Annotated in this window: 17 protein-coding genes; 10 read left to right on the forward strand and 7 right to left on the reverse strand. The window is 63.5% G+C overall.

Annotated features, from left to right (window positions below):
- Positions 1 to 37: 37 nt before the first annotated feature.
- The 3 genes from ACEWE8_RS07650 to ACEWE8_RS07660 form a co-directional block, all read right to left on the reverse strand.
- Positions 38 to 805, reverse strand: a complete 768-nt coding sequence (locus ACEWE8_RS07650) for a uroporphyrinogen-III synthase (RefSeq protein ID WP_046786958.1) — start codon at positions 803 to 805, stop codon at positions 38 to 40.
- Positions 802 to 1,743 (reverse strand): hydroxymethylbilane synthase, encoded by a 942-nt coding sequence (gene hemC, locus ACEWE8_RS07655; RefSeq protein ID WP_046786957.1) that lies wholly within the window; start codon positions 1,741 to 1,743, stop codon positions 802 to 804. The genes ACEWE8_RS07650 and hemC overlap by 4 nt, the downstream gene beginning before the upstream one ends.
- A 133-nt stretch (positions 1,744 to 1,876) precedes the next feature.
- A complete protein-coding gene (locus tag ACEWE8_RS07660; RefSeq protein WP_046786956.1) occupies positions 1,877 to 2,620 on the reverse strand; it encodes a LytTR family DNA-binding domain-containing protein in 744 nt (247 codons plus the stop codon).
- A gap of 309 nt (positions 2,621 to 2,929) precedes the next feature.
- Between ACEWE8_RS07660 and argH the strand changes: the two genes are divergently transcribed.
- Positions 2,930 to 4,324 carry an argininosuccinate lyase gene (gene argH, locus ACEWE8_RS07665; protein WP_395589240.1) on the forward strand — a complete coding sequence of 465 codons (1,395 nt, stop codon included), beginning with the start codon at positions 2,930 to 2,932 and terminating at the stop codon, positions 4,322 to 4,324.
- A 131-nt stretch (positions 4,325 to 4,455) separates the two neighbouring features.
- On the opposite strand, the gene ACEWE8_RS07670 is transcribed toward argH, so the two are convergent.
- Positions 4,456 to 5,118: a glutathione S-transferase gene (locus ACEWE8_RS07670; protein ID WP_046786955.1), complete on the reverse strand. Its 663-nt coding sequence runs from the start codon at positions 5,116 to 5,118 to the stop codon at positions 4,456 to 4,458.
- Between the two features lie 148 nt (positions 5,119 to 5,266).
- Between ACEWE8_RS07670 and ACEWE8_RS07675 the strand changes: the two genes are divergently transcribed.
- From ACEWE8_RS07675 to ACEWE8_RS07685, 3 genes are all read left to right on the forward strand, one after another.
- The gene (locus ACEWE8_RS07675; protein WP_046786954.1) at positions 5,267 to 5,566 is read left to right on the forward strand and encodes a hypothetical protein; all 300 of its coding nucleotides are present in this window, start codon (positions 5,267 to 5,269) and stop codon (positions 5,564 to 5,566) included.
- 69 nt (positions 5,567 to 5,635) lie between these two features.
- Positions 5,636 to 5,881: a TIGR02647 family protein gene (locus tag ACEWE8_RS07680; RefSeq protein ID WP_012312198.1), complete on the forward strand. Its 246-nt coding sequence runs from the start codon at positions 5,636 to 5,638 to the stop codon at positions 5,879 to 5,881.
- 146 nt (positions 5,882 to 6,027) lie between these two features.
- Positions 6,028 to 8,892 (forward strand): class I adenylate cyclase, encoded by a 2,865-nt coding sequence (locus tag ACEWE8_RS07685; RefSeq protein WP_046786953.1) that lies wholly within the window; start codon positions 6,028 to 6,030, stop codon positions 8,890 to 8,892.
- 4 nt (positions 8,893 to 8,896) lie between these two features.
- Here ACEWE8_RS07685 and rnk read toward each other — a convergent pair whose 3' ends face one another.
- The 3 genes from rnk to cyaY form a co-directional block, all read right to left on the reverse strand.
- Positions 8,897 to 9,307 (reverse strand): nucleoside diphosphate kinase regulator, encoded by a 411-nt coding sequence (rnk, locus tag ACEWE8_RS07690; RefSeq protein ID WP_012312196.1) that lies wholly within the window; start codon positions 9,305 to 9,307, stop codon positions 8,897 to 8,899.
- Positions 9,308 to 9,441: 134 nt separating this feature from the next.
- Entirely contained in the window at positions 9,442 to 9,654 is a 213-nt protein-coding gene (locus ACEWE8_RS07695) for a DUF1289 domain-containing protein (protein ID WP_039601412.1), read from the reverse strand.
- Between the two features lies 1 nt (position 9,655).
- Positions 9,656 to 9,988: an iron donor protein CyaY gene (cyaY, locus tag ACEWE8_RS07700; RefSeq protein ID WP_012312194.1), complete on the reverse strand. Its 333-nt coding sequence runs from the start codon at positions 9,986 to 9,988 to the stop codon at positions 9,656 to 9,658.
- 252 nt (positions 9,989 to 10,240) lie between these two features.
- On the opposite strand from cyaY, the gene ACEWE8_RS07705 reads away from it, so the two are divergent.
- From ACEWE8_RS07705 to ACEWE8_RS07730, 6 genes are read left to right on the forward strand one after another with little or no spacing between them, the layout of a single operon-like run.
- Positions 10,241 to 10,444, forward strand: a complete 204-nt coding sequence (locus ACEWE8_RS07705; protein ID WP_012312193.1) for a lipoprotein — start codon at positions 10,241 to 10,243, stop codon at positions 10,442 to 10,444.
- 9 nt (positions 10,445 to 10,453) lie between these two features.
- On the forward strand, positions 10,454 to 11,701 hold the full coding sequence (lysA, locus tag ACEWE8_RS07710) for a diaminopimelate decarboxylase (protein WP_046786952.1): 1,248 nt from the start codon (positions 10,454 to 10,456) through the stop codon (positions 11,699 to 11,701).
- 4 nt (positions 11,702 to 11,705) lie between these two features.
- A complete protein-coding gene (gene dapF / locus ACEWE8_RS07715) occupies positions 11,706 to 12,536 on the forward strand; it encodes a diaminopimelate epimerase (RefSeq protein ID WP_046786951.1) in 831 nt (276 codons plus the stop codon).
- A gap of 13 nt (positions 12,537 to 12,549) precedes the next feature.
- A complete protein-coding gene (locus ACEWE8_RS07720; protein ID WP_046786950.1) occupies positions 12,550 to 13,260 on the forward strand; it encodes a DUF484 family protein in 711 nt (236 codons plus the stop codon).
- Entirely contained in the window at positions 13,260 to 14,159 is a 900-nt protein-coding gene (gene xerC, locus ACEWE8_RS07725; RefSeq protein ID WP_012312189.1) for a tyrosine recombinase XerC, read from the forward strand. Before ACEWE8_RS07720 ends, xerC begins: the two co-directional genes overlap by 1 nt.
- Positions 14,156 to 14,851 (forward strand): HAD family hydrolase, encoded by a 696-nt coding sequence (locus ACEWE8_RS07730; protein ID WP_046786949.1) that lies wholly within the window; start codon positions 14,156 to 14,158, stop codon positions 14,849 to 14,851. The genes xerC and ACEWE8_RS07730 overlap by 4 nt, the downstream gene beginning before the upstream one ends.
- Positions 14,852 to 14,888 lie beyond the last annotated feature (37 nt).

The following is a 14,888-nucleotide window of genomic DNA, read 5'->3' on the forward strand; positions in this document are numbered from 1 at the left end:
CCTTTGCATGGGGGCGCGTCGCTCTGAGCTTAGCGCCTTAAGAGGCAGGTGCAGCGCTGCGCTGCACGGCTGCCAGCAAGGCCGTGGCACTCGCGCCACGGCAATCCACAATCTGTTGTGCCCCTGCGGCCCTGGCCTGCTCGGCCACCCTGGGGCTCGGCACGAACAATGGCAAGCGCGCCACACGCGGCCAATCGGCAGCGGCCATCCGTTGCAGGTGTTCAAGACCCTGCCCACTGCTGACCACCACGCCGTTCAGGCGTTCCGCTTCGATGCGACCCACCAGCGTGCCCGCCGGATACACCGGCAGGCAACGACGATACAGTTCCAGATAATCGACACTAGCACCTTGCTCTGCAAGACGCTCGGCCAGCAGTTCGCGACCCCCTACACCACGCACGATCAGGACACGTGGCGCAGGCCCCGCCATAGCCTCGCGCAAGGCCGGGAGCGTGAGCAAGGCTTCGCTGTCGTCACCCTGTGCAGGGTAAGTCACCGTCAGCCCCGCAGACTGCAACACCGCCGCCGTGGCTTCACCTACAGTGAACCATCCGGCTGAAGGGGGCTGCAGCCCTGCTTGTGCGAGTTGCGCAAGCAGCAACCTGGCTGCAGGTTTACTGACCACGATCATGGCCTGGCACTGCCCTAGCCCGGCAAGCTGCTGGCGCTGCCGGGCGTCCGGTTGCACTGGCTCGATCGCCAGCAAGGGCAGGCAGGCGCTGGCAATGCCGGCAGCTGCCAGCGTCTGCGCCAGCGCCGCGCAGTCCTCTTCAGGACGGGTCAGCAACAGGCGCCAGGGGCTCACGGGTGCCCGGCCTCACCGTAGACTTCCTTGAGAATGGCCGCGGCACCTTGGCCCAGCAGGTCTTCGGCCACCTGCACCCCCAACGTTTCGGCGGATGCCCGCGGTGCACGGGCGTCAGCCACCAACAGGGTCCCTCCGCTGGGCTGGCCAACCAGCCCGCGCAGCCATAGTTGCTCGCCTTCGAGCACGGCATAGCAGGCAATCGGTACCTGGCAGCCGCCGTTCAAGTGCTTGTTCAACGCTCGTTCGGCCACCACACGGTCAGCGGTATCGGCGTGGTGCAAAGGCGCCAACAGCGCATGGATCTCGCTGTCTGCGCTACGGCATTCGATGCCCACCGCGCCCTGGCCACCGGCCGGCAGGCTGTCGTCGACGCTGATGCTGGCGGTGATGCGCTCTTCGAAGCCCAGGCGGATCAGGCCCGCCGCGGCAAGGATGATGGCGTCGTACTCACCGGCATCGAGCTTGGCCAGGCGAGTGTTGACGTTGCCGCGCAGAAAGCGGATTTGCAGGTCAGGGCGGCGCGCCAGCAACTGGGCCTGACGGCGCAGGCTGGAGGTGCCGACGATGCTACCGGCAGGCAGAGCCTCAAGGCTGGGAAAATGGTTGGAAACGAAGGCATCGCGCGGGTCTTCACGTTCACAGATGCAGTACAGGCCCAGGCCTTCGGGGAAGTCCATGGGTACGTCCTTCATCGAATGCACGGCGATGTCGGCCTCATTGTCCAGCAGGGCGGTTTCCAGCTCCTTGACGAACAGGCCTTTGCCGCCGATCTTCGCCAGCGGCGCGTCGAGCAGTTTGTCGCCGCGGCTGACCATGGGCACCAGAGTCACCAGAAGGCCAGGGTGCGCCTGTTCGAGGCGGGCTTTGACGTATTCGGCCTGCCACAGGGCCAAGGCACTTTTACGGGTGGCAATGCGGATTTCGCGAGTGGACATGGAACGCCCCAATACTTAGGAATGCCGCCGATGATAACAGCTCCGTCGGTATCGCTAGCAGATGTGGGTCACGATCCAGTTTTGCCTTGTGCGCCCTCATCGCCGTTTGCCGGAGATGAGGGCCCTGCAGGGCTCAGAGCGCCTGCATCATCTTGCGTACGCCAGCCACATGCCGGCGGCTGACAGTCAAGGCATCACCATCCAGGCCTTTGAGGAACAGTTGAAAATGCCCAAGCGGCGTGCGCTGCAAGCGTTCGATGCGCTCGCGGGCTACCAGGGCGTTGCGGTGGATACGCACGAAGCGTTCGCCGAACTCATCTTCCAGGGCCTTGAGTGGCTCATCAAGCAGCACTTCACCTGCTTCATGGCGCAACGTCACATATTTGTGGTCGGCGATGAAATAGATCACCTGCGGCAAAGGGATCAGCTCGATGCCCTTGCGCGTACGCGCGCTGATATGGCTGCGCGGGCCACCCCCTTCACTGCCCGGCCGGGTCAGCGCCGCCAACTGCGTACGGCTGGGTTTCTCAGCCTTGCGCAAGGCATCGCGCAGGGCATGGGGATGGATCGGTTTGGTTACATGGCTGAGGGTGCTGTCCGTGAAAGCCTCTGCGCCGTATTCATCGTCACCGGTGCAGAACACCACCGACGGTGGCGCTTCGCGCTCGCACAGGCGGGCCGCGACCTGCAGGCCATCGAGGCCCGGCATGCCGATGTCCAGCAGGACCACATCGGGCTTGAGGCTTTCGATCAGGGCCAGGGCCTCCTCGCCGTTGGTGGCGCTGGGCTCCAGCACGGTGTACCCCTCCAGTTCCCCGAATAACCGCGTCAAGCGTTCACGGGCTTGGGGTTCGTCATCAACGATCAGGACATTCATAATTGCTCTGGATTCCTGAGTGAGTCTCGCACAGGTATAGCGTAGACAGTTGCAGGTCGAGCGACACTGCGGTCACGCTCTAGACCAATACGATGGCCAAAGATTCACTGCGCCGGCAGATTCGCTGCCAGTCCTTTGTCCAACTGTAGACGGTCCGTGGAACACTGCCGTTCAATCGTTGAATATCGTCTTCGCCTGTATTGAGCGCTGTTTTCTGCAGATTTCTGTCGACCGGCGTCCTTCGGCCACAAGCCCAACCCTGCTATTATCGGCGCCACTTTTTCGTTCACGCCTTCAACGAGTGAATCCATGAGCACCGACAAGACCAATCAGTCCTGGGGCGGCCGCTTCAGTGAACCCGTCGACGCCTTCGTCGCCCGCTTCACCGCCTCGGTCGATTTCGACAAGCGCCTGTACCGCCACGACATCATGGGTTCGATCGCCCACGCCACCATGCTGGCGCAGGTCGGTGTACTCAGCGATGCCGAGCGCGAAACCATCATCGATGGCCTGAACACCATCCAGGGTGAAATCGAGGCCGGCAATTTCGACTGGCGCGTCGACCTCGAAGACGTGCACATGAACATCGAAGCACGCCTGACCGACCGCATCGGCATCACCGGCAAGAAGCTGCACACCGGCCGTAGCCGCAACGACCAGGTCGCCACCGACATCCGCCTGTGGCTGCGCGACGAGATCGACCTGATTCTGGCCGAGATCACCCGCCTGCAGCAGGGCCTGCTGGAACAGGCCGAGCGTGAAGCCGAAACCATCATGCCGGGCTTCACCCACCTGCAGACCGCTCAGCCAGTCACCTTCGGCCACCACCTGCTGGCCTGGTTCGAAATGCTCAGCCGTGACTACGAGCGCCTGGTCGACTGCCGCAAGCGCGCCAACCGCATGCCTCTGGGCAGCGCTGCGCTGGCTGGCACCACCTACCCGATCGACCGCGAGCTGACCTGCAAGCTATTGGGCTTCGAAGCCGTTGCCGGCAACTCGCTGGATGGCGTTTCGGACCGTGATTTCGCCATCGAATTCTGCGCTGCCGCCAGCGTGGCGATGATGCACCTGTCGCGCTTCTCCGAAGAGCTGGTGCTGTGGACCAGCGCCCAGTTCCAGTTCGTCGATCTGCCCGACCGTTTCTGCACTGGCAGCTCGATCATGCCGCAGAAGAAGAACCCGGACGTGCCGGAGCTGGTGCGTGGCAAGAGCGGCCGTGTGTTCGGCGCCCTGACCGGCCTGCTGACCTTGATGAAAGGCCAGCCGCTGGCCTACAACAAGGACAACCAGGAAGACAAGGAGCCGCTGTTCGACGCCGCCGATACCCTGCGCGATTCGCTGCGTGCCTTTGCCGACATGATCCCAGCCATCAAGCCACGCCACGCGATCATGCGCGAAGCGGCCCTGCGCGGCTTCTCTACCGCCACCGACCTGGCCGACTACCTGGTGCGCCGCGGCCTGCCGTTCCGTGATTGCCACGAAATCGTCGGCCATGCCGTGAAGTATGGCGTCGACACCGGCAAGGACCTGGCCGAGATGAGCCTGGACGAACTGCGCCAGTTCAGCGACCAGATCGAGCAGGATGTGTTCGCCGTGCTGACCCTGGAAGGCTCGGTGAATGCCCGCGACCACATTGGCGGCACTGCGCCGGCGCAGGTGCGCGCTGCCGTTGTACGTGGCAAGGCGCTGCTGGCTTCGCGCTAAGCGCCATTGCGAGGGCTTGGCCCTCGATCGCCGGCAAGCCGGCTCCCACTCGACCGCATCGGCTTCAAGCCCTGTGCAGTACCAGTAGGAGCCGGCTTGCCGGCGATTGGGCTGCAAGGCAGCCCTGGTCTTCAGCGCTTACCGCTGCGAATCATCTCCATGAAGGCCGGCATCGCCGCCTCCTTGTCTGCCACGATTCGCGCCATGTGCGGGTTTTCGTGCATTTTCTGCAGCAGCGCCTTGGCCTCAGGGAAGTCGGCGAGGAAGTCGACGTTCAGCACCTTCTTGCCTACTGCACAAGCCAGGTCGACCGAGAAGCAGAACATCAGGTCGGCAATCGTCAGTTGTTCACCGGCTACATAGGGTGCAAAACGGCCATTGCGCTTCAACGTGGCGAACCCCGCCAGCAGATCCGCACGCGCGCGCTCCTTGATCAATGGCTCTACCGCCGCGCCAAAGAACGACTCGGCATAGCAGGTACGGGCCGGCAGCTCGATGTACAGCTCGATCTCCTTGAGCAGCTCGCGCACCTTGGCCTGCTCGAACGGGTCGGCTGGCAGCAGCGCCTTACCCGGCTGGGTCTGCTCGATATAGTCGAGAATCACACCGGTTTCGCTGAGCAAGCCGTGTTCGGTCTGCAGCACCGGCACTTTGCCGCGCGGGCTGACGTCCAGCGCCTGAGCCGTCTGACCACCATAGAAGGTGACCTCTTCGAACGGCAGGCCCTTTTCCAGCAGGGCCAGCTTGACCATGTTGTAGTAGTTGCTGACCGAGAATCCGTGAAGCTTGAGCATGGGGTAACAGCCTCCAGGCCGTAGGGGGTTGGCCGGGCTTTTATAGCTCGTTACGCCAGTGCCTGACCAGCGTCATGCACCCGGTCGATGACCGGGCATTGCCGACGCGGGCATGGCACACTGTGTGCCCAATCACAGGAGTAGCGCCATGAGCGAGCCCACCGACATCGACAATGACGACGAAGCCTTCGCCGAGGCGACGCTGACCCAGGCCATCGAAAACCAGATCGAAAGCGGCGAACCGCCGGCAGCCAAGGCTACGTTCAACAAGCTGAGCCTGGTCGGCTACGAGCGCGAAGACATCCTCAACCTCATGGCCCACGTGCTGGCCATCGAGATCGACAACATGCTCGACGAGGACCGTCCGTTCAACACCGAGTGGTACGAAACCGCCCTGCGCGCTCTGCCCGAGCTGCCACCTGAGGCAGATCAAGGCGAGGACGAATAACCCGGCTACACTCCAGGGTCAGGCACCGCTGGCGGTGCCGCCATCCTCGTCTGGAAGTCAGGAGTCGCCATGTCCTTCACCCCCGAACTGATTGCTGAACTGGAAGTCCTTGCCCTGTTCAACCTGGACAGCAGCCAGGAAGGCATCAAGATTCACGCCAATGCCTCCCCCGCGCTGGTCGCAGCAGCTCGACGCCTGCATGAAAAGCAATTGACCGATCAGCCCGATGGCGGTTACCTCACCAGCCTTGGGCATGACGCAGTCGAAAGCGTGCAACTGCTGCTGAACATTCTCAAGTCGCCCCAGCCGGCATAAACCTGCCCCGCCCCATCGCTGGCAAGCCGGCGATGGGGCCCGCCAAGGCGCAAGAAAAATGGCGTCAAAACTCCAACTGCCGCTTATCCGAGTGCATTACTCAGGCTAAACTCGCCAAAGCTCCCCCGGCCTGCCCTGAGTGTGCAATGACCCACCCCCACGAAATCCGCCCCGATATCGACGAAGGCATCGACCGCAAGGTGCTGGCGAAATTGCGTGCGCGGTTTCTGCAATTGAACACAGGCCGGCTACAGCGCGCAATGGATGGGCTTTCGACCCGCCAGCAACAGGTATTGACCCTGCTACCACTGCTGTTTCACGTCAACCACCCGCTGCTGCCTGGCTATGTTTCAGGTAGCACTCCGGCCGGCGTGTCGGGCTTCGAGCCCGATGCCAATCTGGTCGCCGAAGGCCAGCGCCTGGCGCGATCGTTCACGTACAAGACACGCCTGGGCAACCCCAACCGCCCGATCCACGGCCTGTTCCTGATGGGCAGCCTTGGCACGCTGGCCCAGGCTGAGCAAAGCGACATCGACCTGTGGGTCTGTCATGCCCCCGGCCTGGGTGACAGCCAGCTCGATGAACTGCGACGCAAATGCCAGTTGCTCGAAACCTGGGCCGCCAGCCTGGGCGCCGAAGCACACTGCTTCCTGATCGACCCGCAAAGCTTCGCCCAAGGCCTGCGCGACAGCCAGCTGAGCTCTGACGATTGTGGCACCACCCAGCACTACCTGCTGCTCGACGAGTTCTACCGCACGGCCATCTGGCTGGCCGGGCGCACACCGCTTTGGTGGCTGGTGCCGGCGTATGAAGAGCACAACTACAGCAGCTATACCGAAACCTTGCTGTCCAAGCGTTTCATCCGCAGCACCGATGCCCTCGATCTCGGCAACCTGGCCCACATCCCGGCCGGCGAATTCGTCGGCGCTGGCCTGTGGCAGCTGTTCAAAGGTATCGACTCACCTTACAAGTCACTGCTCAAGCTGTTGCTGACCGAGGCCTACGCCAGCGAACATCCAGCCGTGCGCTGCCTGAGCCTGGACTACAAGCAGGCGGTATTTGCCAACCACCTCGACCTCGACGCGCTCGATCCCTATGTAATGGTTTACCGGCGCATCGAACGCTACCTGCAGGCGCGCGGTGAAACCAGGCGGCTGGAGCTGGCAAGGCGCAGCCTTTACCTGAAGGTCAATAAGAAACTCAGCGGCCTGGACCGCGCACGAAGCAACGGCTGGCAGCGCCGGTTGCTCAAACGCCTGGTCGATGAGTGGGGTTGGGACGAGCGCCAACTGGCGTTGCTCGACAACCGCAGCCAATGGAAAGTGCGTCAGGTCGCCGTGGAGCGCCGCGAGCTGGTTGCTGAGCTGAACCATAGCTACCGCTTCCTCAGCCAGTTCGCGCAAAACAACAATGCCAGCAGCCGCGCCGACCAGCGCGACCTGAATGTGCTGGGCCGGCGCCTTTATGCCGCGTTCGAGCGCCGTGCCGGCAAGATAGAAGTGATCAACCCCGGCATTGCCCCGGACCTCGCCGAGGACACCCTGACCCTGGTCCAGTCGCCGAACCGCAAGGAACCGGGCAGCCATCACTGGGGCCTGTACAACGGTAACCTCAGTGTTCACGAATGGGAGCACTTCAGCCCGATCAAACGCTGCCGAGAGCTGATCGAGCTGCTGACCTGGGCACACCGCAACGGCGTCATCGACAGCACCACGCGCCTGGCGCTGCACCCCGGCGCCAGTGACCTGAACGAGTTCGAGCTGTTCAACCTGCTCGGCAGCCTGCAGCAGAGCATCCCTCTGCCATTGGAAACCGTCAGTGAAGTGCGCCTGTTGCAACCGAGCGTGGCCAACGAGATTCTGCTGCTGGTCAACGTCGGTGTCGATCCGTTGCAACACCATCGCGACTTGAACATCCTGATGACCACCGAGCGAACCGACTCGCTGAGCTACGCGGGCGTTCGCGAAAACCTGGTGCTGACCCTCGACCAGATTACCCTCAACAGCTGGAACGAAGTGTTGGTCCAGCGCTACGACGGCGAGCACGCCCTGGCACGTTGCCTGCGCGATTTCCTCAACAGCCTCGGCCAGCGCAGGCACCGGCCGCGCGTGCGGGTGCGCTGTTTCTGCCACAACCGCGCCCAGGCCATCAGCCAGCGGGTCGAGGAGATTTTCGACACGGTGCAGCTGTTGCTAGATCAGGGGCGCAACCACCGCTACCTGCTGCAGGTGGCGCAGCACACACACGTGCTGGAACTGCTGCCCGGCCAGGTCAGCCTGACCACCCTCGCAGAGCATGAGGCCGTACTCGAATGCCTGGGCGAAGAACGCAGCACCTACAGCCCGCTGTACCTGGATGCCAATGCCCTGCAGGACCACGACCTGCCACTGGTACTGGAAAACGCACGCCCCGGCTGCATCCAGGTGTTCTACCGCCTGCTCGAGGGCTGGGCCGACCTGTACGTGCTGGATGAGTACAATGCCCTGTGGCAGCAACGCCTGCCCTTGCACGACGAAAACCACCTGCTGCTGCCGCTGCAGCGCTTTCTGCGCTCGATGGTAATGCGCCACGACGCACGCGTGCCGCTGGACAACCTGCAGCAAGCACCATTGCAGACCCACTATGCGCAACTGCTGCCCTCGGGGCCGGGCAAGGCCCGCAGCATAGAGCCGCGGCCAACGCCAGACGACCTCAATGATCAGCCGTATTACGAGGTGCAGGCCATCCTCCAGGCCGGCACGGGCGATGACATGCATGTCACGCTCTATTGCAATCAGCAGGAGTTTTCCGAGCTTGACCATGGCGATGAGCTCTATACCGTGGTCGCCCGACAGATTCTCAGCCAGCGCCGCAGCGCCGGGCACTACCGCTGTTACATCACAGATCTTGACCTGTCCGAACTGCTCGATGACGAACGGGGCTCGACCGTCCTCTACCTGCGCTACAAGCGCGAGCTGGAGCAGGCTCTGAACGATGGCCTGGCGCAGTTGCAGGCAACCCTGGAGCCTTGAACCCTCAGAGGTCGAAATCGCCCGCAGCTTCAGGCTGGTACTCGACGGCCAGCAACTTGAGCTTGAGGGTCTTGCCCCCCGGCGCAGGCCAGTCGATCTGCTCGCCCACCGACAAGCCCAGCAGTGCGCAACCAATCGGCGCCAGGATCGATACCTTGCCTTCGCCGCCGGCATCCTTCGGATACACCAGGGTCAGGTGGTAGTCCTTGCCACTGGCTTCTTCGCGGCAGTGCACGCGCGAATTCATGGTCACAACACCAGCCGGCACCTCCTCGTGACCGACCACCTGCTCGGCGCGGTCCAGCTCGTCCTGCAGGGCGAGCACACCCGGGGTACTTTCGTCGAGGCTGTCGATCAGGCGCTCCAGACGCTGCACGTCCAATCGGGTAAGGATGAGGGAAGGCTTGGTGCTCATGATCCAGTCAGACTCCATTGAACAGTTGGTTTTCTAGGGGCAGATAAAGCAAAACCCCGCCCAGAGGGCGGGGTTTGATGAGTGCTTTGGCGTCACCGACGCATAACCCGACACTACCACAGCCGGGCAAATACTCAAGCCTGCGCGCGCAAGGCCTCGGCTTCGCGGCAAATCTGCCGGCGCCGTTCGTCGTCGGCCGAGCGCCACTCACGAATGTGCTCGACATGGCGATGGCAACCGGTGCAAACGCGCTGTTCATCCAGCCGGCACACGCTGATGCACGGCGACGGCACCGCTGGGCTGACGTTGCTGTAAAGCGGCTTGGCGGGCCGCGCCTGGGCGCTCATCTCAGATCTCGTCGAAGTCCAGCTTTTCGCCGGCCCGCTCCCAGACAATCCGCTCGAGCATCTCGCCCAGCAGCTCTTCGCTCTTCTCGCAGACCCACTTGCCGCTCTCTTCGTCGTAGTCGAAGTGGAAGCCACCGGAGCGGTCGGCCAGCCAAAGCTGACGCAGTGGCTCCTGGCGGCTGAAGATCAGCTGGCTGCCGTTGTCGAACTTGATGGTAAGGACGCCGGCGGAATTCTCCATGTCCAGGTCCAGGCCGCTCTCGTCGAACAGGTCTTCCAGGGCCTGTTGGGTGGCGTCGACCAGATCATGGAAACGCGCTTCGCTCAAACTCATTGCAGGAACCTCGAAATTGGCTGCGTTACAGGCAGGCCGGGCACGATACGGGCGCTTGGCGCCAGCCGCAAGCGGCGAGCTCCAAGCTGCAAGAAAAAGCACAGCGTACACCTGAGCGCTTTTTCTTGCCGCTTGCCGCTCGCCGCTTGTGGCTAATTTCTGCCCGCCCGGCGGACCGGCTCTTGCATAGGCAATCCGGCAGTCGCTCGGTATACTCGGACGCAATACTGCATATTTCAAAGGATTTCACCCATGAAGCGCCTGATTTCCTCGCTCGCGGCGCTGGTCGCGGTTGCCTGCCTCGTTTCGGCCTGCGGTCAGAAAGGCCCCCTGTACCTGCCAGAAGACGGCAAGGACGGCAAGGGCAGCCAGAAGTCGCATCAGCACCAGCACGCTCAGCCTGTCCAGCCACAGGATGAGCAGCCAATCGAGCCCGAGCAAACGCCAGAGCAGTAAGGAAATCAGATGAACGCTTTCAATTACCGCGACGGTGAACTGTTCGCGGAGGGCGTGGCCCTGTCGGCCATCGCCGAACGTTTCGGCACCCCCACCTACGTGTACTCGCGCGCCCACATCGAGGCCCAGTACCGCAGCTATACCGATGCCCTGCAAGGTATCGAGCACCTGGTGTGCTTCGCGGTCAAGGCCAACTCCAACCTTGGCGTGCTGAACGTTCTGGCTCGCATGGGCGCAGGCTTCGACATCGTTTCCGGCGGTGAGCTGGAGCGGGTACTGGCCGCCGGTGGGCGGGCTGACCGTGTGGTGTTCTCCGGCGTCGGCAAGACCCGCGAAGACATGCGCCGGGCGCTGGAAGTCGGCGTTCATTGCTTCAACGTCGAATCCACCGACGAACTGGAGCGCCTGCAGGTGGTTGCCGCCGAGATGGGCAAGGTTGCCCCGATCTCGCTGCGGGTCAACCCGGACGTCGATGCCGGCACCCACCCGTACATTTCCACCGGCCTCAAAGAGAACAAGTTCGGCATCGCCATCGCCGACGCCGAAGCCATCTACGTGCGTGCCGCGCAGCTGCCCAACCTGGAAGTGGTCGGTGTCGACTGCCACATCGGTTCGCAACTGACCACCGTAGAGCCCTTCCTCGACGCCCTCGACCGCCTGCTGGACCTGGTCGACCGCTTGGCCGATTGCGGCATCCACCTGCGCCACCTGGACCTGGGCGGCGGTGTTGGCGTGCGCTATCGCGACGAAGAGCCGCCACTGGTAGCCGATTACATCAAGGCCATCCGCGAGCGCGTCGGCGGTCGTGACCTGGCCCTGGTGTTCGAGCCAGGCCGCTACATCGTAGCCAACGCCGGTGCCCTGCTGACCCGCGTGGAATACCTCAAGCACACCGAACACAAAGACTTCGCCATCATCGATGCGGCGATGAACGACCTGATCCGCCCAGCCCTGTACCAGGCCTGGATGGGCGTCAGCGCGGTCACCCCACGTGAGGGCGAAGGCCGTGCCTACGACCTGGTCGGGCCAATCTGCGAGACCGGCGACTTCCTCGCCAAGGACCGCCAGTTGAACCTGGCCGAAGGTGACCTACTGGCCGTGCAGTCCGCGGGCGCCTATGGTTTCGTCATGAGCTCGAACTACAACACCCGTGGCCGTTGTGCGGAAATCCTGGTCGACGGCGATCAGGCTTTCGAAGTCCGCCGTCGCGAGACCATCGCCGAACTGTACGCTGGCGAAAGCCTGCTGCCGGAGTGACCCCATGCTTCTGCGTTTTACCAAGATGCATGGGCTGGGCAATGACTTCATGGTCCTGGACCTGGTCAGCCAGCACGCACACATCCAGCCCAAGCACGCCAAGCAATGGGGCGACCGCCACACCGGCATCGGCTTCGACCAGCTGCTGATCGTCGAGGCACCGAACAATCCGGAAGTGGATTTCCGCTACCGGATCTTCAATGCCGACGGTTCGGAAGTGGAGCAATGCGGCAACGGTGCGCGCTGCTTCGCACGGTTCGTGCTGGACAAACGCTTGACCGCGAAAAAGCGCATCCGCGTTGAAACCAAGGGCGGCATTATCGAGCTGGACGTGCAGAACGACGGCCAGGTGTGTGTCGACATGGGCCCGCCGCGCTTCATTCCCGCCGAAATCCCATTCGTCGCTGATGAGCAGGCGCTCAATTACCCGCTGGAAGTCGACGGCGAGTTGCACTCTATTGCTGCCGTGTCCATGGGTAACCCGCATGCCGTGCTGCGTGTCGATGACATACGTACTGCGCCGGTCCATGGCCTGGGCCCGAAAATCGAGAACCACCCACGCTTCCCGCAGCGGGTGAACGCCGGTTTCCTCCAGGTCGTTGACCGCCACCGCGCCAACCTGCGGGTATGGGAACGTGGCGCCGGCGAGACCCAGGCCTGCGGCACCGGTGCCTGTGCAGCAGCCGTGGCAGCCATCAGCCAGGGCTGGATGGACTCTCCGGTGTCCCTGGACCTGCCTGGTGGGCGCCTGCACATCGAGTGGGCCGGCCCCGGCACGTCCGTGTTGATGACTGGCCCAGCCGTACGCGTCTACGAAGGACAGGTTCGTCTCTAAGCGAGTAACCGCCATGACCGATCAGCCCAAGGTTGTACCCCAGCAGTCCAGTGAGCTCGATGCCGAAGCGGTGGTCGCCTACCTGCGCGCCCACCCGACCTTTTTCGCCGAACACGACGAACTGCTGGTCGAGCAACGTATCCCTCACCAACGTGGCGACAGCGTGTCGCTGGTGGAACGCCAGCTCAAACTGCTACGCGATCGCAACATCGAGATGCGCCATCGCCTGTCGCAACTGATGGACGTGGCCCGGGACAACGACCGGCTGTTCGACAAGACTCGCCGGCTGATCCTCGACCTGCTCGATGCCGGCAGCCTGGAAGAAGTGGTCATGGCGGTCGAAGACAGCCTGCGCCAGGAGTTCCAGGTCCCGTTCGTCAGCCTGATCCTGTTCGGTGACCATGCAGCGCCAGTCGGCCGTTGGGTCAGTAATGCCGAGGCCCAGCAGGCCATCGGCGGGCTGCTGGGCGGCGGCAAGACAGTCAGTGGCAACCTGCGTGAGCACGAACTGGCCTTCCTGTTCGGTGAGGAGCAGCACCATGAAGTGGGCTCCAGCGCCGTCGCTGCCCTGGAGTACCAAGGGTTGCACGGCGTGCTGGCAATAGGCAGCCGCGACCCGCAACACTACAAGAGCAGCGTCGGCACCCTGTTCCTTGGCTACATCGCCGAAGTGCTCGGCCGCGTGGTCCCGCGCGTTACCCAGCCCCTGCGCCCGGTGCGCTGATGGAACGCCAGCTGGAGGCTTATTGCGCCCACCTGCGCAACGAGCGCCAGGTGTCCGAACACACGCTGCTGGCCTACCGCCGCGACCTCGAAAAGGTCATCGAATACTGCAACACCCAAGGCATCGCGGGCTGGGGCGCCTTGCAGATCCAGCAACTGCGCCAACTGATCGCCCGCCAGCATCATCAGGGGCAGTCCTCGCGCAGCCTGGCGCGGCTACTGTCGGCGGTACGCGGGCTGTATCGCTACCTGAACCGTGAAGGCCTCTGCCAGCACGATCCCGCCAGCGGCCTGAGCGCGCCCAAGGGCGAGCGCCGGCTGCCCAAGGTGCTGGACACCGACCGTGCCCTGCAACTGCTCGACGGCGGCGTCGACGACGACTTCATCGCCCGCCGCGACCAGGCCATCCTCGAACTGTTCTATTCCTCTGGCCTGCGCCTGTCCGAGCTGACCAACCTCGACCTTGAGCACCTGGACCTTGCTGCCGGCCTGGTACAGGTGCTCGGCAAAGGTGGCAAGGCGCGCGTGCTGCCCGTCGGCCGCAAGGCGCGCGAGGCCATGCAGCAGTGGTTGCGGCTACGCGGCATCGGCGGCCCGCGTGACGGCGCCGTCTTCATCAGCCGCCAAGGCAATCGCCTGGGGCCACGGGCGATCCAGATGCGGGTCAAGGCAGCCGGTGAACGCGAACTGGGCCAGCACCTGCACCCGCACATGCTTCGCCATTCATTCGCCAGCCATGTGCTGGAATCGTCCCAGGACCTGCGGGCGGTGCAGGAAATGCTCGGCCATGCCGACATCAGCACCACGCAGATCTACACCCACCTGGACTTCCAGCACCTGGCCGCGGTGTACGACAGCGCCCACCCACGGGCCAAACGCAGCAAAGGCACAGACTCATGAGCATCAAGCTGATCACGTTCGACCTTGACGACACCCTGTGGGACACCGCGCCAGTGATTGCCAGCGCGGAAGTCGTGCTGCGCGACTGGCTGCAGGCCAACGCTCCAATACTTGGCGGCGTGCCGGTGGAACACCTGTTCGCCATCCGCGAACGTCTGGTGCAGGCCGAGCCGGGCCTCAAGCACCGTATCAGCGCCTTGCGCCGGCGCGTGCTGTTCCATGCGCTGGAAGAGGTGGGATACAGCGAAAAGCACGCTCAGGAACTGGCCAACGAAGGGTTTGAGGTGTTCTTGCATGCCCGGCATCAGGTCGAGGTGTTCCCCGAAGTGCAGCCGGTGCTGGAAATTCTGCGCCACCACTACACCCTGGGCGTGGTCACCAATGGCAATGCCGACGTACGCCGCCTGGGCCTGGCCGATTACTTCCGCTTCGCCCTGTGCGCCGAGGACCTAGGGATAGGCAAACCAGACCCGGCGCCCTTCATCGAAGCCCTGAAGCGTGGCGAAGTAGAGGCCAGTGCCGCCGTGCATGTTGGCGATCACCCCGGTGATGACATTGGCGGCGCCCAGCGCGCAGGCTTGCGTGCGGTGTGGTTCAACCCCCAGGGCAAGGCCTGGTTGGGGGAAGCGGCGCCGGATGCCGAAGTCCAGCGCCTGTCGCAGCTGCCCGACATACTCGCGCGCTGGCGCTGACAGGGGCCGCTTTGCGGCAGTGAAAACCGATAGCCAC

Source organism: Pseudomonas sp. TR47, assembly GCF_044143025.1.
GTDB classification, from domain to species: Bacteria; Pseudomonadota; Gammaproteobacteria; order Pseudomonadales; family Pseudomonadaceae; genus Aquipseudomonas; species Aquipseudomonas putida_E.